This is a genomic window from Neobacillus drentensis (assembly GCF_036962765.1).
Taxonomy (GTDB): domain Bacteria; phylum Bacillota; class Bacilli; order Bacillales; family Cytobacillaceae; genus Neobacillus; species Neobacillus drentensis_C.
Genome location: NZ_JBALOS010000026.1, coordinates 22,627 through 46,011, shown reverse-complemented (window position 1 = coordinate 46,011; position 23,385 = coordinate 22,627). Strand labels below are relative to the sequence as shown.

The window sequence follows — 23,385 nt, the reverse complement described above, 5'->3', positions numbered from 1 at the left end:
GTCTTTCGGAACCTCTACGATAGACATTTTTCTGGTTTTCTCATGAGTTTTGTCCTTGGGAACCCCCACAATAGACATTTTTTCGGTTTCTCATGGAGCCTCCTCGGAGCTTAGAGATTAGCGGGGTCTCCCCTGTCCCGTACTCCCGCAGGAGTCTCGCGCCTTCCGCTCCAATAAAATGGGTGCCAAAATTAACAATGGGCTTTCCATAGTTATATAAAAAAAGCCAACCGGCAAAATCATCCGGTTGGCTTTGGTGATTCATTATTATTGATTAAGTAGAGTAATTAATGCAGCGCGCTCTTGTTCTGTTAGACCCACAAGTGGAAGCCTTACTGAACCAACATCTAATCCTGTTAATTGTAAAGCTGTTTTAACAGGAGCAGGACTCGGAGCAGCAAATAATCCTTGCATAACAGGGAGAAGATGCTGATGCAACTTTGCAGCTCTTTCATTCTCTCCACCAAGAAATGCTTTAACCATCTCCTGCAACTGTTTTCCTATTACATGTGAAGCAACCGAGATAATCCCAACACCGCCAATAGAGAGAACAGGGATTGTCAGACTATCATCCCCACTATATAAAACAAAATCATCATCAGTATTGGCAATAATGTGTGTCATCGCATTCAAGTCACCGCTTGCTTCCTTAACCGCAACAATATTTGCTATCTTTGAAAGACGAATGATCGTATCAGGATGAATATTCACTGCCGTGCGGCCTGGTATGTTATAAACCATTACCGGTAAGGAAGTGGCATCTGCAACAGCCTTAAAGTGCTGATATAGACCTTCTTGATTTGGTTTATTATAATATGGGGCTACAACCATAATAGCATCCACACCCAATTGTTCAGCTTTTTTTGTCAACTCAACGGATGCGTAGGTATTATTGCTGCCAGTTCCAGCTATTACTGGAATTCGCTTATTCACAACTTTAACGACATGATCAAATAAGGCCAGTTTTTCTTCCTTAGTCAAGGTTGGGGATTCACCCGTGGTCCCTGCAATCACAAGTGAATCAGTTCCATTTTCAATTAAATAATTCACTAATTGCGTGGTCTTAGCAAAGTCAATATGTCCTTTTTTATCAAAGGGAGTTACCATCGCCGTCGATACTCGCCCAAAATGAACCATATTCTTACTCCTCTCAATACCATCAAGCATACTTAAACCCAAATTCATAATATGGATTTACTTTTAATACGAAGATACTATTTATAGATCAGTAAAATTAAATTCTACTGTTTCATCTTCTAACTGAAAGGCATCATGGAGGGCATTGACGGATTTAACTAAATCATCCTGCTTTACAAGTACCCAAATCGTAGTATGACTATCTGCAGATTGTAATATACGAATTCCATGATCCGATAAGGCCGTTACGATTTTAGAGGTAACGCCAGGAACACCGGCAATACCTGCACCAACAACAGAAACTTTTGCACAATGACGCTCTACAACGGGGTCATGACCCAATTCATTTAGAACGCCAATCGCACGGTCGGTCATTTCTTCCGTAACTGTATAGATTACTCCGTTAGGAGAAATATTGATAAAATCCACACTAATTCCTTCATTAGCCATTGCCTTAAACACTTCAGCCTGCAAGTAATATTGATCCTTTTTGGCAAAAACTTTAATTTGCGTTACATTTGAAACATGGGCAATCCCGGTAACCACTCGTTCTTTAATATCACTGCCACGATTATTTTTACTTGAGGAAGTTACCAATGTGCCTAAATTATTTGAATAGGTTGAGCGGATTCGGATTGGGACTTTTGCTTGCATCGCAATTTCAACTGCCCTTGGGTGAATGACCTTTGCACCTTGATAAGCCATATTACAAACCTCTGTGTAGGTTACAATAGATAACGGCCGGGCATTTTCAGCAATACGCGGATCAGCTGTCATAATTCCTTCCACATCAGTAAAAATATCAATAAATTCGGCATTGAGGGCTGCACCTAAAGCAGCTGCTGAAGTATCACTTCCGCCTCGTCCAATGGTCGTTATATCACCATTATTTGCAGCACCCTGGAAGCCTGCAACCACGACAACATCATTTCTCTCTAATTCACTTAGCAATCGATCACATTGCATTTCAATAATTTTTGCATTTGTATGGTCATTGTTTGTACGGAAGCCTGCTTGTGCCCCAGTTAAAGAAACGGCATCAATTCCACTTTCTAATAACATATTTACAAACACGACACTAGAAATAACTTCTCCACAGGACAATAATAAATCATGTTCCCGTTTTGAAATATTACTTAAATTTCCACCAATTAAAGAAAGTAGTGAATCTGTAGCATAAGGGTCACCTTTTCTTCCCATTGCGGAGACAACCACAACTACCTTATAGCCATCAGCTAATGCTTTCTCGATATGGCCTTGAGCATATTTTCTGCTTTCTTCATCTTTTACAGATGTACCGCCAAATTTTTGAACAATAATTTTCATGGTGACACCAAACCCTGCCTTTTTTGATGTAACTTTATTTTACAATCCCTAATTTCACTAAGCTTTCTGCGATTTGAACTGAATTCCATGCTGCACCTTTAAGCAAGTTATCAGAGACAACCCACATATGAAAACCACGTGGTTCATCGATGTCTTTCCTAATTCGACCAACAAAAACATCATTTTTTCCAACACAATTTGCCGGCATTGGATAGAGTTGATTTTCAGGATCATCTTGTAAAATAACACCTGGGGCATCTTTTAATAATGCTTTAATGTCATTTGCACTGACCTCGTCAGATTCAATTTCAAAATAAACCGACTCTGAATGACCAACTGCTACAGGAAGGCGCACGCAAGTTGCAGAAACCTGTAATTCTGGTAAGTGCATGATTTTTTTGGTTTCATTAATCATTTTCATCTCTTCAAATGTATATCCGTTATCTTGAAATTTATCAATTTGCGGAATCGCATTAAAAGCAATTTGATAGTGTTTTTTATCTGACTTCACTGGTAAAATTTGCGGTTCATATGTTTCTCCGTTTAATATCGACTGAGTTTGCTGCATTAATTCTTCAACAGCCGCCGCACCTGAACCGGAAACAGCCTGGTAAGTTGAAACAATTACTTTTTTCAAACCAAATTGTTGACGGATTGGCTCAAGGGCAACTACCATTTGAATGGTGGAACAATTCGGGTTAGCAATGATACCATTATGTTGATGAAGGACAGCTTCGTTCACTTCTGGGACAACTAAAGGAGTATTTTCATCCATTCTAAATGCACTAGTGTTGTCCACCACGATAGCACCTCGTTTAACTGCTTCTGGGCCAAGTTCCTTAGATACACTGCCACCTGCACTAAATAAGGCTATCTCAACGCCTTCAAAACTCTCAGGCTTTGCTTCTTCAATGATATATTCCTGTCCATTCACATCCACTTTTTTCCCGGCGGATCGTGCTGAAGATAATAAGGTAAGTTTTCTAATTGGGAAGTTCTGTTTTATTAATGTTTGTAACATTTGTTGCCCTACTGCACCTGTTGCTCCAACAACGGCAACGTGAAATCCATTTTGTTGACTCATTACTAGTTCCCCTTCCATATTCATCGTATACATAACTGGTTATCATACTCTAAAAGGAAATAGCCTTTATTTAGCATCCAGCATGTTATTAATAATTTATTTTATTTCTCATCAGTGGGTTTGTATCTTCCCACTGATGATAGAATAATTTATTTTAACATATTCCTTTAAAGAAATAACCTATTTTGATGAATGAGAGGATTTTAGTCTGAATCTTTATATCTTTCAACTAGTACAGGCTGAATTTGCTGCCCTTCGATTGCTGCTTCTACTGTTTCTGTGAGCATTGTCATTCTTGCAACCATCGAATTTGGCTTTTTTATGGGGTCATCCTGACCATATGGAATGAAATAGATATTCTTCGTAGCCATTAATCTCATTAAATTTACTCCATTTAATCCAAGTGCATCATTTGTAGAGATACCCAGTACCACTGGTTTTAAGTTACGCAGTGTTGCTTTTGCCGCCATTAATACTGGACTATCATTCATGGCATTGGCAAATTTACTCATCGAAACCCCTGTTAACGGGGCAATAACCATACAATCCAAAGGAATTTTAGGCCCAAGCGGCTCTGCTTTTACAATCGAGTCAATCACCTTGTTCCCAGTTAAATCTTCAATTCTTTGGATCCAATCTTCCCCTTTTCCAAAACGGGTATCTGTATTTTTAACTGTAAAAGTCACGACTGGCATTACCTCTGCACCGGCTTGAACTAGTTTTTCAATTTCTGGGAATACTGCATCATACGTACAATGAGAGCCGGTTAAGCCAAAGCCAATTCTTTTACCTTTTAAACTCATTTCACTTTCCCCTTTCGCTTTCTTAAATCATCTTGAAGCAGTTGGGCAAGGACATTCGCTAGAATTTGACCAGCCGTTTTCGGTGCGACAATTCCCGGAAGCCCTGGTGCAAGCAAGGCTTTTATCCCTCTTTTTTCGGCATATCGAAAATCAGTGCCGCCTGGCTTTGATGCAAGGTCAATAATGAGCGTATGTGATGGCATTTTTGATATTACCATTGCAGTTACAATTAAATGTGGTGCTGTATTAATAACTATATCGGTGTCTTTTACTTCATTTACCAGATTATTTAAATGGAATGGTGTTAATCCCATCTCAGTAATCCTGGCTAGATGCTCGCTTTTCCTTGCGCCTACCTTAACTCTTGCTCCTAATGCAGCAAATGTTCTTGCTACACTCATACCGACTCTCCCTAAGCCCAGAACAGCAATATATATTTGACCCATGTATGGTAAAATCAGTGTGTTGGATCGCCATCATAATCGTCCCTTCTACAGTCGGAATGGAATTATAGATGGCCACATCATCCCTTTCAAATAACTGAATAAGTGTTCGTTTGGCTTCCTTGGTAATTCCATTTAAATAGGAATTGCTAATTCCGGAATAAATCGTACAATGTTCAGGTGTCTTTGCTAGCAAATCTGCAGTTAAAATAACCTTTTCATTTGAAAAGATCGTTTCTACCTGTCCTTCTAAATTTGTTCCGGGCACTGGTAGGATAATGGTATCCATATTTGATAAATCGACTTCATCCAACTTTTCCTTGACAGCACCAGTAAATGCATGGTCAAGTTGTTCGAAACCAATAAGCGATAATCTCGCATCTAATTCGGTTAACTTGCGGATGATTTCCAGCTGTCTGGCATCCCCACCAATCACGGCAATCTGCATCCCTGTCAGCATGAAAACATTCACCTTCTTTTTTTAAAAATCCTACTAAGAGATTCCTTTTCTTATTTCACTTCACCATCTTATGTAGGTTCACTTCATTCGGTGAGTTTTCCATTCGTACTAAATAAAAAAAGCCCAAGCAAGATAAATCTTGCCTGGACCTTTTTGACCTGTGTAAGTACCTAATCCTCATCAGGTACATCGATAATAATCATATCTGTGCCAATTTTTTTAATATGCTGCCAAGGAACCCTAATTTCTTCTCCTTGTTTTCGAAAACCAAACCATTTAATTGAAGGAATAAGCAGTGCCTGAATTTGGCCTGTCCCTTCATTAATTTCTAGATCTGTTTGCCCGAGTACACCAAGACGTTCAGCCTTTTTTGCATCCACAATTTCTTTTCCGCTTAATTCACTTAATCTCAATGCATAAGCCCCCCTTCCATACCCCTTACTATTAGTTTATAAAAAGAAGTCCTAATTTAGAATAAGAAAACCTTGCAGAAACATTGAGAGATGAAATTTGCCCTAACAAAAGGGGAATCCATTTTCGAATGGATCCCCTTTTATGATTATGCTAATTTATTTGGCAGTTCTCCGTCTGGGCTTATCAATGTAACGGAATATTTATCTGTAAAGACATTTCTAGCCATTTCGTCTACACTGTTTTTCGTAACCGTGTCAATTTGATCAATGATTTCGTCAAGTGAACGATGTCGTTTTAATAAAAGTTCATTTTTTCCATTCCGGCTCATCCGGCTATTGGTGCTTTCAAGACTTAGCATCAAGCTTCCTTTTAGCTGCTCTTTACTATTCGTTAATTCCCTCTCGGTAATCCCATCTTGCTTCAATGTATTAAGTGTTTCTTGCATTGTTTCAAATAATACATTTAGCTGTTTCGCACCAGTTCCACCATATACTGTCACAATCCCACTATCTTGGTATGCAGAGTGATAAGAGAATACAGAGTAGGCTAAGCCCCTTTGCTCACGAACCTCCTGGAACAATCTTGAGCTCATACTGCCGCCTAAGATATTATTTAAAGTAATTAAGCTGTAGATGTCATCATGTCCTACCTTTAATCCTTCAAAACCAATACATAGATGAGCCTGTTCTGTTTCTTTTTTACGCGAAATTTGATTCGAATGGAATGTAGGAATATTTTCAGTAACCTGTTGGTTAGCCCCTTTATATGATCCAAAATACTTTTCAACCTCTTTAATAAATGCCTCAGATACATTTCCAGCAATAGAAATGACAACATTTTCAGGCGTATATCTTTCATGGATATATTCTTTTAATGTTTCTCCCGTAAACGTATTAAGTATTTCCTCCGTACCGAGGATCGGATATCCAAGGGGATGATCTCCAAATACAGCTCTGCTTAATAAATCATGAACAATATCGTCTGGAGTATCTTCATACATTTTTATTTCTTCTAACACTACATTTCTCTCTTTGTTTAACTCCTCTTCCACAAATGTTGAGTTAAAAAACATATCCGCCAGAACATCTAATGCAAATTGAGAATGTGTATCAAGAACTTTCGCATAATAGCATGTATACTCTTTAGAAGTAAACGCATTCACTTGTCCGCCAATGCTATCAAAGGATTCAGCTATTTCTTTCGCAGACCTGGTTGTGGTGCCCTTAAAGAACATATGCTCAAGAAAATGGGAGATACCATTGTTTTGTGGGTTTTCATCTCTAGAGCCAGTACCTATCCAAACACCAATTGCTACCGAACGCACGGTAGGAATATTTTCTAATACAATTCTTACTCCATTTTGGCATGTGTATTTATTAATCATTGACTTCCTCCAGTCTATACGGTGAAACTTCAATCAGTGGGGGTTTTACCACTTTTACCACTGATTGTTAGTTGAACCAATCGGGCTTTTACGGGGAGTTGACCTCCACTTATATCTTATCCTTATTTTTCCCCTCTAGAAAGTGGGGGTCTTACTTCCCGTTAATGCGGGATAAACAAACGCTACTATTGCACCATCTATCATTATACTTATAATAGTGTATTTTCTCCAATTTTCAATATTTCTTACCCGATTATTATTGCTCCACTCTTTGTTCGCTCATTAACTCAGAAACTGTGCCAATTTTTAAGTTTTTTTGCTTAATTTGAGTGATCAAGCGATCAAGTGATTTTGCAGTTGATTCTGTTGGATGCATAAGAACCATTGAACCATTATCAATTTTTGACATCACACGAGCTATCAAGGCATCGGGCGACGGTTTTCTCCAGTCAACAGTATCAACAGTCCACATAACAGTCAGCATATTTAATTCGTCGGCCACTTTTACCGTTTCATCCCGGTAACTGCCACTAGGCGGTGCAAACCAAACACATTTTTTACCTGTAGCCGCTTCGATAATTTCATTGGTTTTCACTATTTGTTCTCTGGCTCTTTCAGCGGTTAGTTGCTTCATATCTGGATGTGAATAGGAATGATTGCCTACTTCATGTCCTGAACTGACAATCATTTTCGCTAGATCTGGATTTTTTTTAACCCAATTTCCTTCTAGAAAAAAACTAACTGAAATATTATGTTTTTTTAGGGTTGCAAGCATCTGTGATAAATATTCATTTCCCCACGCCACATTAATAATAAACGAGACCATCGGTTTATCAGGGTGACCTTTATATATAGGGTTTGGCGGTAAGTCTTTGAGGTGAACTTTAGGCTTCGTCTGATTAAAAACAAGTTTCTCCTCATCAAAGACACCTTTGTTTTTCATATTTTTATATGAAGATGCAATGTCAACCTCCCGCCCATTATAGCCAGGAATAGCTTTCCAGACCTTATCAATCGTCGCATCTTTAGGCGGTAATTCATATGTAGGGGCATTTTTGATAATGCTTTGATAAAGAGGGTCTGACTCTTTTGCTGCCGGCAAAACGGATTTATTTGTAAAAGTTAAATATTTGTTAACAAATGGATTACTTACTGCGATCCATCCTGCTAAACAAATAACCATTATGATAGAAATCTTTTTCATCTAATTTTCCCCCTTTCCATACAGATTATGTATAGAAGGGACAAGGTAGAACTGCAGGTTCATCAATACAACTAGTTCTAAAGCATTAAGAAATCAAGGTCATGCTTCACATATCGAAAAAGCCAGGGTAATGACCCTGACTTTACTATCTAGATGCTTAACTATTTGTTTTCTTCATCCTTTTCACGCTGTTCTTTTAAGACTGCTTTACGTGATAGGTTTACACGGCCTTGTTTGTCAATCTCAGTTACTTTTACTAAAAGTTCGTCCCCGATCTTAACAACGTCTTCCACTTTTCCAACACGCTCTTCAGCAAGTTCAGAAATATGAACGAGACCATCTTTTCCAGCAAAGATTTCGACGAAGGCACCGAATTTTTCAATTCGTTTTACTTTACCAAGGTACATTTCGCCCACTTGCACTTCACGAACAATGTCTTCGATGATTTTCTTTGCTCTTTGGTTCATTTCTTGATTAGTTGAAGCAATAAATACAGTTCCATCTTGTTCAATATCAATCTTAACACCAGTTTCTTCAATAATTTTATTGATTTGTTTTCCGCTCGGTCCAATAACATCACGAATTTTATCTGGATTAATTGTCATCGTTAAGATTTTCGGTGCAAACTGAGATAGTTCTGCTCTTGGTTCTGTAATGGTAGCTAACATAGAATCCAAGATATGCATTCTGCCAACTTTCGCCTGTTGAAGGGCTTCTTCTAAAATCTCACGGGAAAGACCTTCAATTTTAATATCCATTTGCAGTGCTGTAACCCCTTTAGCAGTTCCGGCCACTTTAAAATCCATATCTCCAAGATGGTCTTCCATTCCTTGGATATCGGATAGCACAGTATAGTGCTCACCAGATTTTACAAGGCCCATGGCAATTCCAGCTACAGGAGCTTTGATCGGTACACCCGCATCCATCATCGCTAGAGTACTGGCACAAATACTCGCCTGTGAAGTAGAGCCATTGGATTCAAGGACTTCAGATACGAGACGAATCGTATATGGGAAGTCCTTTTCTGATGGAACAATCGGTTCAAGCGCACGTTCACCAAGGGCACCATGACCGATTTCACGACGACCTGGACCACGAATAGGACCGGTTTCGCCCACACTGAAAGATGGGAAGTTATAATGGTGCATAAAACGTTTCTCTTCTTCAATGCCGAGACCATCAAGAATTTGGACATCTCCCATCGCCCCAAGAGTACAAATGCTTAGGGCTTGAGTTTGCCCGCGTGTGAAAAGGCCTGAACCGTGCGTACGAGGTAAAATACTTACCTGTGAAGAAAGCGGACGGATTTCATCAATTTTTCGGCCATCCGGTCGAACCTTCTCAACTGTAATTAAACGGCGGACTTCACCCTTAACAATCTTGTCCAATATTTGCTTAACTTGTTTCATATCTTCATCTGTTACTTCTTGTTCTTCATATTTAGCAATAACTCGGTTTTTCACTTCTTTAATGGCGTCTTCACGGGCATGCTTCTCTTGGACCTGAATGGCACTGACCATATCAGCCTCACACATTTCCCTAACTTCCGCCTCGAGGTCTTTATCAATTTCATAAAGATTAATTTCTCTTTTAGGTTTGCCAATTTCAGCGACAATTTTTTCTTGGAATTCAATTAGACGCTTAATCTCATCATGACCAAACATGATTGCTTCAAGCATCGTTTCCTCAGGTACCTCTAACGCACCTGCTTCTACCATGTTAATGGCATCTTTCGTTCCGGCAACTGTTAAGTGGATATCACTTTTTTCAGCTTGTTCAACAGTTGGATTAATGACGAATTCATTGTTAACTCGACCAACAACCACACCTGCAATTGGCCCTTCAAATGGGATATCCGATGTACTTAAAGCTAACGAAGACCCAAACATTGCAGCCATTTCTGTGGAACAATCCTGGTCCACACTCATGACAATACTAATAACTTGAACATCATTACGGAAACCATCCGCAAATAGCGGTCGAATAGGTCTGTCAATTAGTCTGCTTGCTAAAATTGCTTTTTCACTTGGTCGACCCTCACGTTTTATAAATCCGCCAGGAATTTTCCCCACAGCATATAAACGTTCTTCGTAGTTAACCGTTAATGGAAAAAAGTCTAAGTTTTTAGGCTCCTTTGAAGCAGTTGCTGTACTCAATACTGCTGTATCTCCATAGCGAACAAGGACTGCACCGTTTGCTTGTTTAGCTAATTGTCCAATTTCGACAGTTAATTTACGACCGGCCCAAACCATGGAATACTCATGTTTCAATTGTTCCATATTTTTACCCCTCTCTATCCAAATCACTTAGGAGGATGATGCGAAATTTTCCCTTTCGCAGTACTCATCATACTAAATCAAACTAATATTAAAAAGCCTAGAAAAGCTTATGTTATCAATACAAAGCACCTTAATAGTATGCACAAAAAAGTCCTGACTTAAAAATATGTATAAAAAATTCTTTATTAAACGTTCAGCTTTTAAAACCTAATAAAAAAGCGGGAATAATCCCGCTTCTGTAAACTAACGACGTAGGCCAAGCTTATTAATTAACACACGGTAACGTTGAACATCTTTGTTACGTAAGAATGTTAAAAGATTACGACGCTTACCAACCATTTTCAAAAGACCGCGACGTGAGTGGTGATCTTTCTTATGAGTACGTAAGTGCTCATTCAAATTGTTGATTGATTCTGTAAGGACAGCGATTTGAACTTCTGCAGATCCAGTGTCGCTTTCATGAGTTTTAAACTCACTGATAAGTTCATTTTTACGTTCTTGAGTGATTGCCATCCGAATTCACCTCCTAAAATTTACAAATCCCCTGATACCGAGCAAACGTTGGTGATTCGTCTTGCCAAGTAGAGGTTATTTTTAATACGTTAATAAGAATACAACTTTTCACACCAAAAAGCAAGGATATATCGAAGTTTATTGTAGGAAAAACACCTTTTAAAGAATAGAATTAAGAAGTTTGTCTTATTTGTTAAAATAATTGAGTGAGTTTTGCTTATCGCGTTCAATTTGTGCAACAAGCTCCTCTATCCCTGAAAATTTTTGTTCATTACGTAGGTGAATATGCCATTCTATCATTACTTCTTCACCGTAGATATCTTCATTAAAGTCAAATAAGTGAACTTCCACGGCAGGAAGTAATGCTTCCTTATTAAATGTAGGTTTATAACCAACATTACATACACCATTATACCATTTTGAATGAACTTTCATTCTAACTGCATAAACACCAACTGGCGGCATAATATAATCGCCATTTAAATCTACGTTCGCAGTAGGAAAACCAATGGTTCTCCCTCGTTTATCACCATGAATAACGATGCCTGATGTTGTATAATTTCGGCCTAAGAGTGAAAAAAGTTCATTTGTTCTGCCTTCCTTAAGAAGAGAGCGGATTCTTGTTGAACTTACCTTTTTATTACCTTCTGTAAACTTTGGAACAACCGAATAAGAAAATTTTTCTCTAGAATGAAAAGGCAATGTTTCCATTGTTCCTTTTCCCATTCTTCCATAGGTAAAATCAAAACCTGCCACCACATGTTTTACGTTCAGTCCAATTACATATTGGTCAATAAATTCCTGCGGCAGCAAATTTGCGAATTCCAGGCTAAAATGAATGATAAATAAATAATTAATCCCTAATTCTTCAATAATTTTTATTTTTTCAGTTAATGGGCTAATATATTGAATCTGCTTATCGGTTTTTCCTAAAACAACAGAAGGATGGGGGTCAAAGGTCATAACTGCACTGCAAATTCCTTTTTCTTCAGCTCGTTTTTTTGCCTCAAGAATTACCTGTTGATGGCCGCGGTGAACACCGTCAAAATAACCCAACGCCATTGCCAGAGGTGGATATTCAGTATGATCAATATTAAATGGGAATCTAAGCCGAATTACTTCCAAAAAACTCACCTTTTCTATACCGTACCTTTTTAATCTACATTATTACGTAACACTTTAACTGGTTTTAAGAGGCCAGGCTTGTTTGGATGCTCTGAATAAATAGCAAGAGCCAGTCCATCATCAGTTTCAGCGATAATCGGTCCGTTAATAGTTTTTAAATGATCAGGCATTTGTAATAAAGCGCCATTTTTCACTTTCTCTGCTACTTTATCATTAATTAGCAGTTTCGGCAAATGAGAAACTGCTGTCTCCAGCGGCCTTAAGACCCCCGAAATCGTACCTGCTTGCATATGGTTTTCAATTTCTTCGAACGTCAAACAATCCTCTAATGTATAAGTGGCTGATTGAACTCTTTGCAGGTACGACATATGTGCTGGGAACCCAAGCATTTCACCAATCATTACCGCTAAAGTCCGAATATAAGTCCCTTTACTACAACTAACTCTAAACTTAAATTTTATGGTTTCACCAATAAATTCAAATCGATCATCTAATAGCTCGATTGAATAAATGGTTACCTTCCTGGTAGGCCGTTCGACCTCAATCCCTTTGCGTGCGTACTCATAGAGACGGACCCCGCCTACTTTAACTGCGGAAAACATCGGTGGAGTTTGTTCAATTTCACCAGATAATGACTGAAATACGTGGAGTATTTCTTCCCGATCAATCATCCTGGTTACTGGCTTTTGTTCAACTGTTTCCCCTGAAGCATCTTCAGTTGTTGTCGAATAACCAATTGTTACTTCTCCTTCGTATGCTTTACCAGCATCTGTAATGTATTCAGCAACTTTTGTTGCTTTTCCAATACATATAGGAAGAACTCCAGTGACGTCTGGATCAAGTGTACCCGTGTGTCCTACTTTTTTTGTTTTTAAAATTTTCCGCAACCTAAAGACACAATCATGGGATGTTAATCCTGCAGGTTTAAATAAAGGTAGAATTCCTTCCAATCGATTACCTCCAATCAAAAAATTATAAAGAAAACTCGCCGACTGGCGAGCCGTCAGGCAAAGACAGTGGCGTCGTTGCACTTATGCAAAATAAGAAAGTATGACCTTTCACACCGAAAGTTTATACTTTCTTATTAGCTCAAAAAAAAGGATAGACCTATTGTCTATCCAGTTATTCTTCTTCCCTTTTTTCTAAAGGCTTTTCATCTTTATGCAGTTGATGAAGAAGTGTATCGATTCGATTCCCATAATCGATAGATTCATCCCATTCAAAGATGATTTCAGGTGTTTTTCGAAGGCGAATACGGTGGCCAATTTCAGTCCGAATAAAGCCTTTTGCTTTGGCCAGACCTTTTAAGGTATTTTCCCTTTGTTCTTCATCACCTAATACGGAAATATATACTTTTGCTTGTTGTAAATCACCTGTTACTTCAACATCGGTTACCGTTACAAAACCAATCCGAGGATCTTTGATTTTACGACCGATGATGTCACCAAGTTCTTTCTTCATTTGTTCTCCGACACGATTTGCTCTGTGGCTCATCACATTCACCTCTTAACTTAAAGCCATTCAATCTCGGTGATCGTTCTCTCTATTTCTGGAAATGAGTCTATTAATTTTAAAGCATTATTCAACTCATGTTCGGTATTAACACGCGTGGAAGTTACGACAACGATGGCAATTTTCGTTCGTTGCCAAACATCCTGAAACCCAACTTCTGCCACAGAAACATTAAATTTCTGTTTTAATCGAGTTAGGATTCGTTGCAGAACGGCTCGTTTCTCTTTTAAAGAATGAGCATCATAGATCATACATTCACATTCTGCGACACCGATGATCATTTACGTTCAATTTCTTCCATTACATATGCTTCAATAATGTCTCCTTCTTTAACATCATTAAAGTTTTTAATGGTAATCCCACATTCGTACCCTTGAGATACTTCTTTTACGTCATCTTTAAATCGTTTTAGCGCATCGATGTTCCCTTCAAACGTAACCACACCATTACGAATTAAGCGAATTCCGCTGTCACGGGTAATCTTACCATCCGTTACATATGAACCGGCAATTGTACCAACTTTTGAAACCTTGAAAGTTTGACGAATTTCTGCCTGGCCAATAATCTTCTCTTGGAATTCTGGATCGAGCATACCTTTCATGGCTGCTTCAATCTCTTCGATTACTTTATAGATAATGCGGTGAAGACGAACGTCGACTTTCTCCGCTTCTGCTGCACGTTTTGCATTAACATCTGGACGAACGTTAAAACCAATGACGATGGCATTTGAAGCAGCGGCTAGACTAATATCTGATTCATTAATCGCACCTGCACCACTATGAATAATCTTAATATTGACACCTTCAACATCTATTTTTTGCAATGAAGCGGCAACTGCTTCAGCAGACCCTTGAACGTCTGCTTTTAGGATGATGTTTAAGTCCTTCATTTCACCTTGCTTCAATTGATCAAATAATGTTTCTAAACTAACAATGGATTTTTCACCACGTTGGGCTACCAATGCTGTTTGAGCTCTTGATTCTCCAACTTGACGTGCGGTTTTTTCATCTTCAAACACAACGAAACGATCTCCAGCTTGTGGCACGTCATTAAGACCAGTTATTTCAACAGGAGTTGAAGGGGCTGCCTCTTTGACGCGGCGTCCTTTATCATTAACCATCGCACGGACACGACCAAAGGTATGTCCGACAACAATTGGATCACCAATTCTTAATGTACCGTTTTGGACTAGCAAGGTTGCAACTGACCCACGACCTTTATCTAATTGTGCTTCAATAACAGTACCAACGGCTTTACGATTTGGATTTGCTTTATATTCTTCTACTTCACTAACGAGTAAGATCATTTCCAGAAGGGTGTCAATACCTTCTCCCGTTTTTGCAGAAAGTGGTACAAAGATAGTATCTCCACCCCATGCTTCTGATACTAATCCATGTTCAGTTAATTCTTGCATTACACGGTCAGCATTTGCAGCTTCTTTATCCATTTTATTAACTGCTACAATAATTGGAACCTCGGCTGCTTTAGCATGATTGATTGCTTCAACAGTTTGCGGCATTACACCGTCATCAGCTGCTACGACAAGAATTGTAATATCAGTGATTTTAGCCCCACGTGCACGCATGGTTGTAAAGGCAGCGTGTCCAGGAGTATCAAGGAAGGTTATTTTTTTGCCGTTTTCGACTACTTGATACGCACCAATATGCTGAGTAATCCCACCTGCTTCTCCTTCTGTTACCTTGGTGTTACGAATAGAGTCAAGCAAGGTTGTTTTCCCGTGGTCAACGTGCCCCATAATGGTTACAACAGAAGGCCTTTCCACAACTGATTCTTCTGAGTCTTCAGTAAAGTATACTTCAAGGTCAGTTGTATCAATCTTAATTTCTTCTTCAACCTCAACCCCATACTCACTTGCAATTAATTCTATTGCATCTTTATCTAAAACTTGGTTAATAGTTGCCATTACTCCAAGTAAGAAGAGCTTTTTAATAATTTCAGAAGGCTCGCGATAGATCTTTTTCGCTAACTCACCAACAGTAAGTGATTCACTAAATGTAATTTTAGCTGGAAGTTCCTTCTCTTTTTTCTTTTGTGGTTGTGCTTGTTGAACTGGAGTATGAGTTTTCTTCTTTTTATTATTGTTATTATTATTACGATTTTGATTATTGTTATAAGGCTTTGCCTTTGCTTTATCAGCATTGTTAAAAACCTTATTTTCTTTGGATTGAAATTCTTGGTTTTGTTTTTTGCCTTCTCCTGCTCTTGGAGGAGAAACCACTTTAACTTTCGTTGGAGCAACATTTTTATCAGCTGCTTCCTCAAATGCCTTTGCCGTTTTAGTTTGCACTTGCGGTCTTTGTGCAGACTGAGCAGGCCTTTGACTTTGTCGTTGCTGTTGTTGATTTGGACGTGAGTTAGTTCGTTGTGACTGCTGTCCATTTTGTCTATTTTCCTGTTTTTGCTGTGGTGCCTTGTTTTCTGTTTTGCTGAATGTTGCATCAAGCTTTTTAACATCTGCGTCTTCTATTGTTGCCATATGATTAGAGACCTCTATATTCATTTCTTTTAGTTTTGTGATGATTTCCTTACTTGAAATGTTGTGTTTTTTTGCATACTCATATACACGTATTTTACTCATCTTTTCACCCCCGCTAGATTTAATCGAGCAACGTTACCATTTTTTTTGCAAATCCTTCATCCAGTATAGCTACAACAACGCGGGCTTCCTTGCCAATCGCTTGGCCTAGAAGATGACGATTTTCCACAATTTTATATGGAACCTGATACGAATTACACTTATCAGTAATTTTTTTTGTCGTATTTTCAGAAGCATCTGCGGATAATAAAATAAGTCGTGCTTTTCCGCCTTGAATCTGCTTCACGGTTAGCTCTTCACCCGATATGATTTTGCGTGCTCGATTGGCCAAGCCAAGCAATGACATCCATTGATTATGTTTCATTTGGATTGTCAATTCTCCTTCTCTATAAGCTCAAGTAGCTCTTCGTATAACGAATCATTTATAGAAACCTCTAAGTGATTAGATAGGGTATTTTTTTTCTTGGCAAGTAAGATTGCTTCCTTGTCCTTAGAAAGGTAGGCACCCCTTCCGGATTTCTTACCGGTCAGGTCAATGGATACTTCCCCTTCTTTTGAGCGAACGATGCGAACTAGTTCTTTTTTCGGCTTCATTTCGCCGGTTGCTACACACTTACGCATAGGAACTTTTTTCTTAGGGTTCACTCATCATTCACCTCACTTTTTAATCCAACTCTTCTTCATAATCGAAATCATTTTCAACTTGATCATCAAAAAGTCTAATGGTTTCTTCACGTGGATAGATTCCAATCTCACGTGCTTCCGCTTCTGATTTAATATCAATTTTCCAACCTGTCAATTTTGCAGCTAAGCGGGCATTTTGCCCACGTTTACCGATTGCCAACGAAAGTTGATAATCAGGGACAACAACAGTTGTAGCTTTTTCATTTTCATTAACCATTACATCTAACACTTTAGAAGGGCTAAGTGAATTGGCTACAAAAACAACCGGGTCAGCAGACCACTTAACAATATCTATTTTCTCACCTTTTAATTCATTGACTACAGCCTGAACCCTTGCTCCTTTTGGTCCAACACAAGAGCCTACTGGGTCTACCTCAGGATTATCTGAATGAACAGAGATTTTCGAGCGATCCCCTGCTTCACGGGCAACTGACTTAATTTCAACAGTGCCATCATAAATTTCTGGCACTTCAATCTCAAACAGACGCTTTAGAAGGCCAGGATGTGTCCGAGACACGAATATTTGAGGACCCTTAGTCGTTTTTTCTACTTTTGTGATAAATACTTTGATACGATCATGAGGTTTATAACGTTCATTAGGCATCTGTTCATTCACTGGAAGTAAAGCCTCAATTTTACCAAGACTTACATAAATGAATTTCGAATCCAGTCTTTGAACGATACCCGTCATAATATCTTCTTCACGGTCAATAAATTCTGAATAAATGATTCCTCGTTCTGCTTCTCTGACACGCTGGGTAACCACTTGCTTAGCTGTTTGGGCCGCAATCCGACCAAAATCTTTAGGCGTAACTTCCATTTCGACAACATCTTCAACTTGATAATTTGGTGAGATTTGCCTAGCATCCTCTAAAGAAATTTCAAGACGAGGATCAAATACTTGATCCACTACTTCTTTTCTAGCAAATACACGCATAGACCCAGTTTGTAAATTTAAATCAATCCGAACATTCTGTGCTTGATTAAAATTACGGCGATAGGCCGAAACAAGTGCTGCTTCAATTGCATCAATGATAACATCTCTGGAAATACCTTTTTCTCTTTCCAGTATAGTAAGAGCATCTAATAATTCGCTGCTCATCTTTGTGTATCCCCCTATCCTTTTCCTATAATATCATTACGAAAAAGTAACAGCTAACCGGGCATTTGCTACCTTTTCATAGGGAATTTCAATCGTTTTTTTACGGGTCTTTATCTTCATCTCGATTTTTATCTGCTGCCCATCAAATTCTAATAAGGTCCCCTCGAAGCTTTTTTCCCCGTCGATCGGTTCATACGTTTTGATAAATACGTTTTTTCCGATTGCTTTTTGGAAGTCTTTATCTTTTTTTAATGGACGCTCTGCCCCTGGTGAAGAAACTTCAAGAAAATAGTTATGGGGAATCGGGTCAAGCTCATCGAGTTTTTCGCTGAGTTTTTCGCTAACGAGTCCGCAATCTTCAATATCAACACCATTGTCTTTATCGATATATACGCGTAGAAACCAGCTTTTCCCTTCCTTCACATACTCAATCTCCACTAATTCTAAACCAAGTTCTTGAAAAATAGGTGTAGCCAAATCTTCTACAACTTCCGTTACCTTGCTCATGCATTGCCTCCTTTTCCGATATTTTCACCCATATTGTATGTAGTTCACGGAAAGTTTTATCTAGTTACTAAAAAAACTCTCATGAGTTTCAACTCCTAATCCAACCATGTAAAAAGGATTATTATGAGCGCTCCACCAACATAATAAAGGCGGTGTGAGCAGAGTTAAGCACCGCTAATTTCGAAGTGAAAAATGAAAATACATCACTGCAACATGATTAGCCGATTTATTAATACGGCGCTCCGCCCCTTTTCCTCAAGGAAAAAAAGGTGTATACAAAAACGAAAGAGCGGGTTTCCCCACTCTTGATCACGAGAGTATTTCTTAGTATTTCCAATAAAACTATACCATAACCATCAATTTTATGCAAATAGCATCGCGGTTTGTCAAGGTTTTTCCTATCTAGAACAACGAAAGCTGGTTTTGTTCAGGCAGGGATGTTAAACATCCTTGTTTATCTAAATATTCAAGAATGGTTTTAGATACTTTACCTCGCTGTTGCAAATCTTCTTTCGATAAAAATTCCCCTGATTCCCTTGCTTTGACAATATTATAAGCCGCATTCGTCCCAAGTCCGGGAATTGAATTAAATGGCGGTATTAGAGAATTGTCTTCGATAATGAATTCAGATGATGAAGATTTATATAAATCATAGTTTTGGAACACAAAGCCTCTTTGTGTCATTTCTAAAGCTAATTCTAAAACCGTTAATAAGTTTTTCTCTTTGTTTGATGCTTCTAATCCTTTAGCATTGATTTCCTCAACTTTTGCCCGGATGGCTTCTGGTCCGCGTGACATGGCTTCGATGTCAAAGTCTTCCGCCCTGACAGTAAAATAAGCGGCGTAATAAAGAAGCGGTAAATGGACCTTGAAGTATGCAATTCTTACTGCCATAAGTACATAAGCAGCGGCATGGGCTTTAGGGAACATGTACTTGATCTTTTTACAGGAGTCAATGTACCATTCTGGAACCTCGTTTTTCCGCATCTCTGCTTCCATTTCCTCGCTTAAGCCTTTACCTTTACGAACTGATTCCATTATTTTAAACGCAAAGGATGGCTCAAGTCCCTGATAAATTAGGTAAACCATAATATCATCCCGGCAGCCAATTACTTCACTTAAATTACAGGTTTGATTATGGATTAATTCCTGGGCATTTCCAAGCCATACATCTGTTCCGTGAGACAAACCTGAGATCTGCACTAATTCTGAAAAAGTAGTTGGTTTTGTATCTTCAAGCATCTGACGCACAAAACGAGTTCCAAATTCAGGTATCCCAAGTGTACCAGTTTTACACATAATTTGATCTTCTGTAACCCCTAATGACTCGGTCCCACTGAATATTTTCATCACTTCAGGATCATCTGTAGGGATTGTTTTCGGATCTATTCCACTTAAATCTTGAAGCATCCTGATAACAGTTGGGTCATCGTGCCCGAGAATATCTAGCTTTAAGACGTTATCATGGATGGAATGGAAGTCGAAATGGGTGGTCTTCCATTCTGAATTTCTATCATCAGCTGGGAATTGAATCGGTGAAAAGTCATATACATCCATGTAATCAGGGATTACGATAATCCCACCTGGGTGTTGTCCAGTTGTTCTTTTTACACCGGTACAGCCCGAAGCAAGACGTTCCACTTCTGCACCACGTAGTTGTAGGTTGTTATCCTGCTGATATGCCTTAACATATCCAAAAGCAGTTTTATCAGCAACTGTACCAATCGTCCCTGCACGATAAACATATTCTTCTCCGAAAAGAACTTTCGTATAATTATGGGCAATAGGCTGATATTCACCCGAGAAGTTTAAATCGATATCGGGTACCTTGTCCCCTTTAAAGCCAAGAAACGTTTCGAATGGAATATCATGTCCGTCTTTATGGTATTTCCCGCCGCATTGCGGGCAATCTTTATCAGGTAAATCAAAACCAGATCCAACCGATCCATCATTAAAGAACTCAGAATGCTTACAGGTTGGACAGACATAATGTGGCGGCAATGGATTTACTTCGGTAATTTCTGTCATGGTAGCAACAAGTGACGAACCGACAGAACCCCTTGAACCCACAAGGTAGCCATCATCTAATGATTTTTTAACTAACTTATGTGAAATCAAATAGATAACGGCAAATCCATGCCCAATAATACTTTTCAATTCTTTTTCTAAACGAGCTTCTACTATTTCTGGCAAGTTGTCACCGTAAATTCTATGTGCCATTGCATAACTCATTTCACGCATTTCTTCATCGGCACCTTCAATTTTCGGTGTATACAAATCATCTTTAATTGGTTTGATGACTTCAATCATATCAGCAATTTTATTCGTATTAGTTACAACAATTTCTTTTGCCTTTTCTTTTCCTAAAAATGAAAAAGCATCCAGCATTTCATTCGTTGTTCTAAAATGAACATCCGGAAGTTCATGACGGTTAAGCGGGTTTGCTCCGCCTTGAGAGTTAATCAATATTTTTCGATAAATTTTATCATTTTCGTTAAGGTAATGAACATTTCCAGTAGCAACGACTGGCAGGCCTAATTTATCACCCAGGTTAACAATCTTCGCAATAATGTCTTCCATTGCTTTTTCATCGCTCACCAATTCCATTTCAATCAACGGGGCATTTACTTCTTTCGGCATTACTTCAATATAATCATAGAAGCGAGCAGCGCCTTCCACTTCCTCAGGGGATTTTTGCATCATCCCTTCAAATACTTCCCCTTTATTACATCCAGAGCCAACGAGAATCCCTTCCCTGTATTTTTGGAGAACAGATCTTGGTAATCTAGGAACTCGATAGAAGTAATTGATGTGTGAAATGGATACCAGTTTAAACAAATTCTTTAACCCGGCTTGTGTCTGCGCTAATAATGTACAGTGATACGGACGCGCCCGTTGGTAGGCATTACCTTTACCCATGTTATCATTAAATTGGTCATGATATTCGATTCCTTTTTCAAGAGAATCTTTTAACATTTTCAAAAGTAAATAACCAGTGGCCTCTGCATCATAAATAGCACGGTGATGCTGGGTCAATTCGATATCAAACTTCTTTGCCAGTGTGTTTAACCGGTGGTTTTTCATCTCTGGATACAGGAATCGTCCAAGTTCAAGTGTATCGATAACAGGATTGTTTGCCTTGTCAAAGCCTATTTTTTGATAGCCGACATTTAGGAATCCCATATCAAACGAGGCATTATGGGCAACAAGCACTGCGTCTCCGACCCACTCACTAAAGTTCCGTAGAACTTCCGCTATTTCTGGAGCGGTTTGAACCATATCATCGGTAATTCCAGTAAGGTTAATGGTTGTTGCCGATAATCGATGATGCGGATTGGCAAAGGATTCAAAACGGTCAATGATTTCTCCATCACGAATTTTCACAGCCGCAAGCTCAATAATTGCGTTATACACGGCAGAGAGTCCAGTCGTTTCAACGTCAAATACAACAAAAGTATCCTCTGTAAGCAATCGGTGGGCGTCATTATAAGCAATTGGCACCCCATCATCTACTAAATTCACTTCAACGCCATAAAGAATTTTGATATCATTCTTCTTCCCTGCACCAAATGCCTCGGGAAAGGATTGGGCAACGGCGTGGTCGGTTACGGCAATCGCTTTATGCCCCCATTTTTTAGCCTGGGCAATCAGCGCACTAACAGGCGTTACAGCATCCATTTGACTCATCGGGGTATGAAGATGCAGTTCAACTCGTTTTTCATCTTCTGGTGCAGTATCTTTTCGACCTGCCGGTTTAATTTCATTAATATCATTACCGATCATAACTAGGTCTCGAACAAATGTATCATTTTGAATGCTTCCTCGTACTTTTACCCACATACCTTTCTTGACAAGTTGAAATAGAGCAGCATCCTCTTTATCTCGCGAAAACATTTTTACCATGATGGAGCTAGTATAATCTGTTATTTTAAAGGTTAGCAAGGAACGACCGCTCCTGAGTTCGCGAATCTCGGCATCAAAGATGTACCCTTCCACCGCTATTCTTCTTTCTTCATCGACAATATCAATCAAACTGCGGAAGTCGTTATTATCTTTAATGGTAAGACCAATCGTAAGCGGTCCTGATGGTACTTCACCTGAAGCTTGATCCTTTTCCGCTTCTTTCTTCTGCAATTCCACCATTGCTTGAAGTCCACGTTCTTGATCTTCTTTCTGTTTGGCAAGTAAAAATTGTTGGTATTCATCGCTTTTCTCTACATTATTCAGTTCCGTCTCAATTGAAAGACTAGGAAATCCGAACGATTGATAGATTTTTGAGATAATCTCCCCATATTTCCGTTTTAACGCAAGTCCCTCTGTTTCGTTCCGAACGTTAATCGTTAGTTTATTTCCATTCACTTCAGGGAGTTGTTCATGTAACAGTTTTAAAAGCGGAGGGGCAATCCCATCTATTTGCTGAATACTATAACTCCAATAATCACGTATTAATTCAGTTGTTAGGGTTTGATTTTCTACTTGAACATGGTAAGAAATGGTGGCTATGTTTGAAAATGTCCGTTCAAGTTGTGTCGTAAACAGAACATAGATATTGTAGGGAAGGATCTTTTCAAATAAAAATTGAAAATGCCACTTTCTATTCTTTTTTTCAACTAATAATCTATCTATTTGCGCATTATTAAAATGCACTACAACAGCATCCTCGATTAATTGCAGCTGCTGGAGTAAGAGTTGGAATCGCTCTTTTTTGCCTAAGGCATGATCGCTCATCGTTCTCTCTCCCATCTATTTAAAAATCACTATTTTTATTTCTCGTCAAAAAATAATTATATCATATGAGTTGAATTGATTCGGCTTTATTCGACAGAAAAAATTCTCCAGTTTAGTAAAATA

Annotated in this window: 19 protein-coding genes and 1 pseudogene; all 20 read right to left on the bottom strand. The window is 38.7% G+C overall.

The window, feature by feature from the left end; genetic code table 11:
• Nucleotides 1-267 precede the first annotated feature (267 nt).
• The 20 genes and pseudogenes from dapA to V7137_RS04030 all read right to left on the bottom strand — a co-directional run bounded on the left by dapA (nt 268) and on the right by V7137_RS04030 (nt 23,262).
• The gene (gene dapA / locus V7137_RS04125) at nt 268-1,137 is read right to left on the bottom strand and encodes a 4-hydroxy-tetrahydrodipicolinate synthase (protein ID WP_218345607.1); all 870 of its coding nucleotides are present in this window, start codon (nt 1,135-1,137) and stop codon (nt 268-270) included.
• A gap of 81 nt (nt 1,138-1,218) precedes the next feature.
• Nucleotides 1,219-2,463 carry an aspartate kinase gene (gene dapG / locus V7137_RS04120; RefSeq protein ID WP_335696879.1) on the bottom strand — a complete coding sequence of 415 codons (1,245 nt, stop codon included), beginning with the start codon at nt 2,461-2,463 and terminating at the stop codon, nt 1,219-1,221.
• A 34-nt stretch (nt 2,464-2,497) separates the two neighbouring features.
• A complete protein-coding gene (asd, locus tag V7137_RS04115) occupies nt 2,498-3,547 on the bottom strand; it encodes an aspartate-semialdehyde dehydrogenase (protein WP_335696878.1) in 1,050 nt (349 codons plus the stop codon).
• Nucleotides 3,548-3,750: 203 nt separating this feature from the next.
• Entirely contained in the window at nt 3,751-4,350 is a 600-nt protein-coding gene (gene dpaB / locus V7137_RS04110; RefSeq protein ID WP_218345610.1) for a dipicolinate synthase subunit B, read from the bottom strand.
• Nucleotides 4,347-5,253: pseudogene (gene dpaA, locus V7137_RS04105) on the bottom strand (dipicolinic acid synthetase subunit A). The gene dpaB and the pseudogene dpaA overlap by 4 nt, the downstream one beginning before the upstream one ends.
• Before the next feature lie 170 nt (nt 5,254-5,423).
• The gene (locus tag V7137_RS04100; protein WP_335696877.1) at nt 5,424-5,666 is read right to left on the bottom strand and encodes a YlmC/YmxH family sporulation protein; all 243 of its coding nucleotides are present in this window, start codon (nt 5,664-5,666) and stop codon (nt 5,424-5,426) included.
• A 146-nt stretch (nt 5,667-5,812) separates the two neighbouring features.
• The gene (locus tag V7137_RS04095) at nt 5,813-7,051 is read right to left on the bottom strand and encodes a M16 family metallopeptidase (RefSeq protein WP_335696876.1); all 1,239 of its coding nucleotides are present in this window, start codon (nt 7,049-7,051) and stop codon (nt 5,813-5,815) included.
• 256 nt (nt 7,052-7,307) lie between these two features.
• Nucleotides 7,308-8,255, bottom strand: coding sequence for a polysaccharide deacetylase family protein (locus V7137_RS04090; protein WP_335696875.1), 948 nt, complete (start codon nt 8,253-8,255; stop codon nt 7,308-7,310).
• 161 nt (nt 8,256-8,416) lie between these two features.
• Entirely contained in the window at nt 8,417-10,534 is a 2,118-nt protein-coding gene (gene pnp, locus V7137_RS04085; protein WP_335696874.1) for a polyribonucleotide nucleotidyltransferase, read from the bottom strand.
• A 243-nt stretch (nt 10,535-10,777) separates the two neighbouring features.
• Complete coding sequence (rpsO, locus tag V7137_RS04080) at nt 10,778-11,047, bottom strand: 30S ribosomal protein S15 (RefSeq protein WP_335696873.1); 270 nt, start codon at nt 11,045-11,047, stop codon at nt 10,778-10,780.
• A 186-nt stretch (nt 11,048-11,233) separates the two neighbouring features.
• Nucleotides 11,234-12,172, bottom strand: a complete 939-nt coding sequence (ribF, locus tag V7137_RS04075) for a bifunctional riboflavin kinase/FAD synthetase (protein WP_335696872.1) — start codon at nt 12,170-12,172, stop codon at nt 11,234-11,236.
• A 29-nt stretch (nt 12,173-12,201) separates the two neighbouring features.
• A complete protein-coding gene (truB, locus tag V7137_RS04070; protein ID WP_335696871.1) occupies nt 12,202-13,122 on the bottom strand; it encodes a tRNA pseudouridine(55) synthase TruB in 921 nt (306 codons plus the stop codon).
• 172 nt (nt 13,123-13,294) lie between these two features.
• Nucleotides 13,295-13,666: a 30S ribosome-binding factor RbfA gene (rbfA, locus tag V7137_RS04065; protein WP_026566472.1), complete on the bottom strand. Its 372-nt coding sequence runs from the start codon at nt 13,664-13,666 to the stop codon at nt 13,295-13,297.
• A 17-nt stretch (nt 13,667-13,683) separates the two neighbouring features.
• Nucleotides 13,684-13,965, bottom strand: a complete 282-nt coding sequence (locus V7137_RS04060; protein ID WP_218345618.1) for a DUF503 domain-containing protein — start codon at nt 13,963-13,965, stop codon at nt 13,684-13,686.
• A complete protein-coding gene (infB, locus tag V7137_RS04055) occupies nt 13,962-16,283 on the bottom strand; it encodes a translation initiation factor IF-2 (RefSeq protein ID WP_335696870.1) in 2,322 nt (773 codons plus the stop codon). Before infB ends, V7137_RS04060 begins: the two co-directional genes overlap by 4 nt.
• A 19-nt stretch (nt 16,284-16,302) precedes the next feature.
• Entirely contained in the window at nt 16,303-16,605 is a 303-nt protein-coding gene (locus V7137_RS04050; protein WP_218345620.1) for a YlxQ family RNA-binding protein, read from the bottom strand.
• Between the two features lie 8 nt (nt 16,606-16,613).
• Complete coding sequence (gene rnpM, locus V7137_RS04045) at nt 16,614-16,886, bottom strand: RNase P modulator RnpM (protein WP_335696868.1); 273 nt, start codon at nt 16,884-16,886, stop codon at nt 16,614-16,616.
• A 19-nt stretch (nt 16,887-16,905) separates the two neighbouring features.
• Nucleotides 16,906-18,027 (bottom strand): transcription termination factor NusA, encoded by a 1,122-nt coding sequence (nusA, locus tag V7137_RS04040; RefSeq protein ID WP_218345622.1) that lies wholly within the window; start codon nt 18,025-18,027, stop codon nt 16,906-16,908.
• A gap of 36 nt (nt 18,028-18,063) precedes the next feature.
• Nucleotides 18,064-18,534 carry a ribosome maturation factor RimP gene (gene rimP, locus V7137_RS04035; protein WP_218345623.1) on the bottom strand — a complete coding sequence of 157 codons (471 nt, stop codon included), beginning with the start codon at nt 18,532-18,534 and terminating at the stop codon, nt 18,064-18,066.
• A gap of 402 nt (nt 18,535-18,936) precedes the next feature.
• Nucleotides 18,937-23,262, bottom strand: coding sequence for a PolC-type DNA polymerase III (locus V7137_RS04030; RefSeq protein WP_335696867.1), 4,326 nt, complete (start codon nt 23,260-23,262; stop codon nt 18,937-18,939).
• Nucleotides 23,263-23,385 lie beyond the last annotated feature (123 nt).

What these genes read in the sequence shown, in the direction of transcription:
- dapA (WP_218345607.1), bottom strand. Translation starts at nt 1,137, where the DNA reads ATGGTTCATTTTGGGCGAGTATCGACGGCGATGGTAACTCCCTTTGAT.
- dapG (WP_335696879.1), bottom strand. Translation starts at nt 2,463, where the DNA reads ATGAAAATTATTGTTCAAAAATTTGGCGGTACATCTGTAAAAGATGAA.
- asd (WP_335696878.1), bottom strand. Translation starts at nt 3,547, where the DNA reads ATGAGTCAACAAAATGGATTTCACGTTGCCGTTGTTGGAGCAACAGGT.
- dpaB (WP_218345610.1), bottom strand. Translation starts at nt 4,350, where the DNA reads ATGAGTTTAAAAGGTAAAAGAATTGGCTTTGGCTTAACCGGCTCTCAT.
- V7137_RS04095 (WP_335696876.1), bottom strand. Translation starts at nt 7,051, where the DNA reads ATGATTAATAAATACACATGCCAAAATGGAGTAAGAATTGTATTAGAA.
- V7137_RS04090 (WP_335696875.1), bottom strand. Translation starts at nt 8,255, where the DNA reads ATGAAAAAGATTTCTATCATAATGGTTATTTGTTTAGCAGGATGGATC.
- pnp (WP_335696874.1), bottom strand. Translation starts at nt 10,534, where the DNA reads ATGGAACAATTGAAACATGAGTATTCCATGGTTTGGGCCGGTCGTAAA.
- rpsO (WP_335696873.1), bottom strand. Translation starts at nt 11,047, where the DNA reads ATGGCAATCACTCAAGAACGTAAAAATGAACTTATCAGTGAGTTTAAA.
- rbfA (WP_026566472.1), bottom strand. Translation starts at nt 13,666, where the DNA reads ATGAGCCACAGAGCAAATCGTGTCGGAGAACAAATGAAGAAAGAACTT.
- V7137_RS04060 (WP_218345618.1), bottom strand. Translation starts at nt 13,965, where the DNA reads ATGATCATCGGTGTCGCAGAATGTGAATGTATGATCTATGATGCTCAT.
- infB (WP_335696870.1), bottom strand. Translation starts at nt 16,283, where the DNA reads ATGAGTAAAATACGTGTATATGAGTATGCAAAAAAACACAACATTTCA.
- V7137_RS04050 (WP_218345620.1), bottom strand. Translation starts at nt 16,605, where the DNA reads ATGAAACATAATCAATGGATGTCATTGCTTGGCTTGGCCAATCGAGCA.
- nusA (WP_218345622.1), bottom strand. Translation starts at nt 18,027, where the DNA reads ATGAGCAGCGAATTATTAGATGCTCTTACTATACTGGAAAGAGAAAAA.
- rimP (WP_218345623.1), bottom strand. Translation starts at nt 18,534, where the DNA reads ATGAGCAAGGTAACGGAAGTTGTAGAAGATTTGGCTACACCTATTTTT.
- V7137_RS04030 (WP_335696867.1), bottom strand. Translation starts at nt 23,262, where the DNA reads ATGAGCGATCATGCCTTAGGCAAAAAAGAGCGATTCCAACTCTTACTC.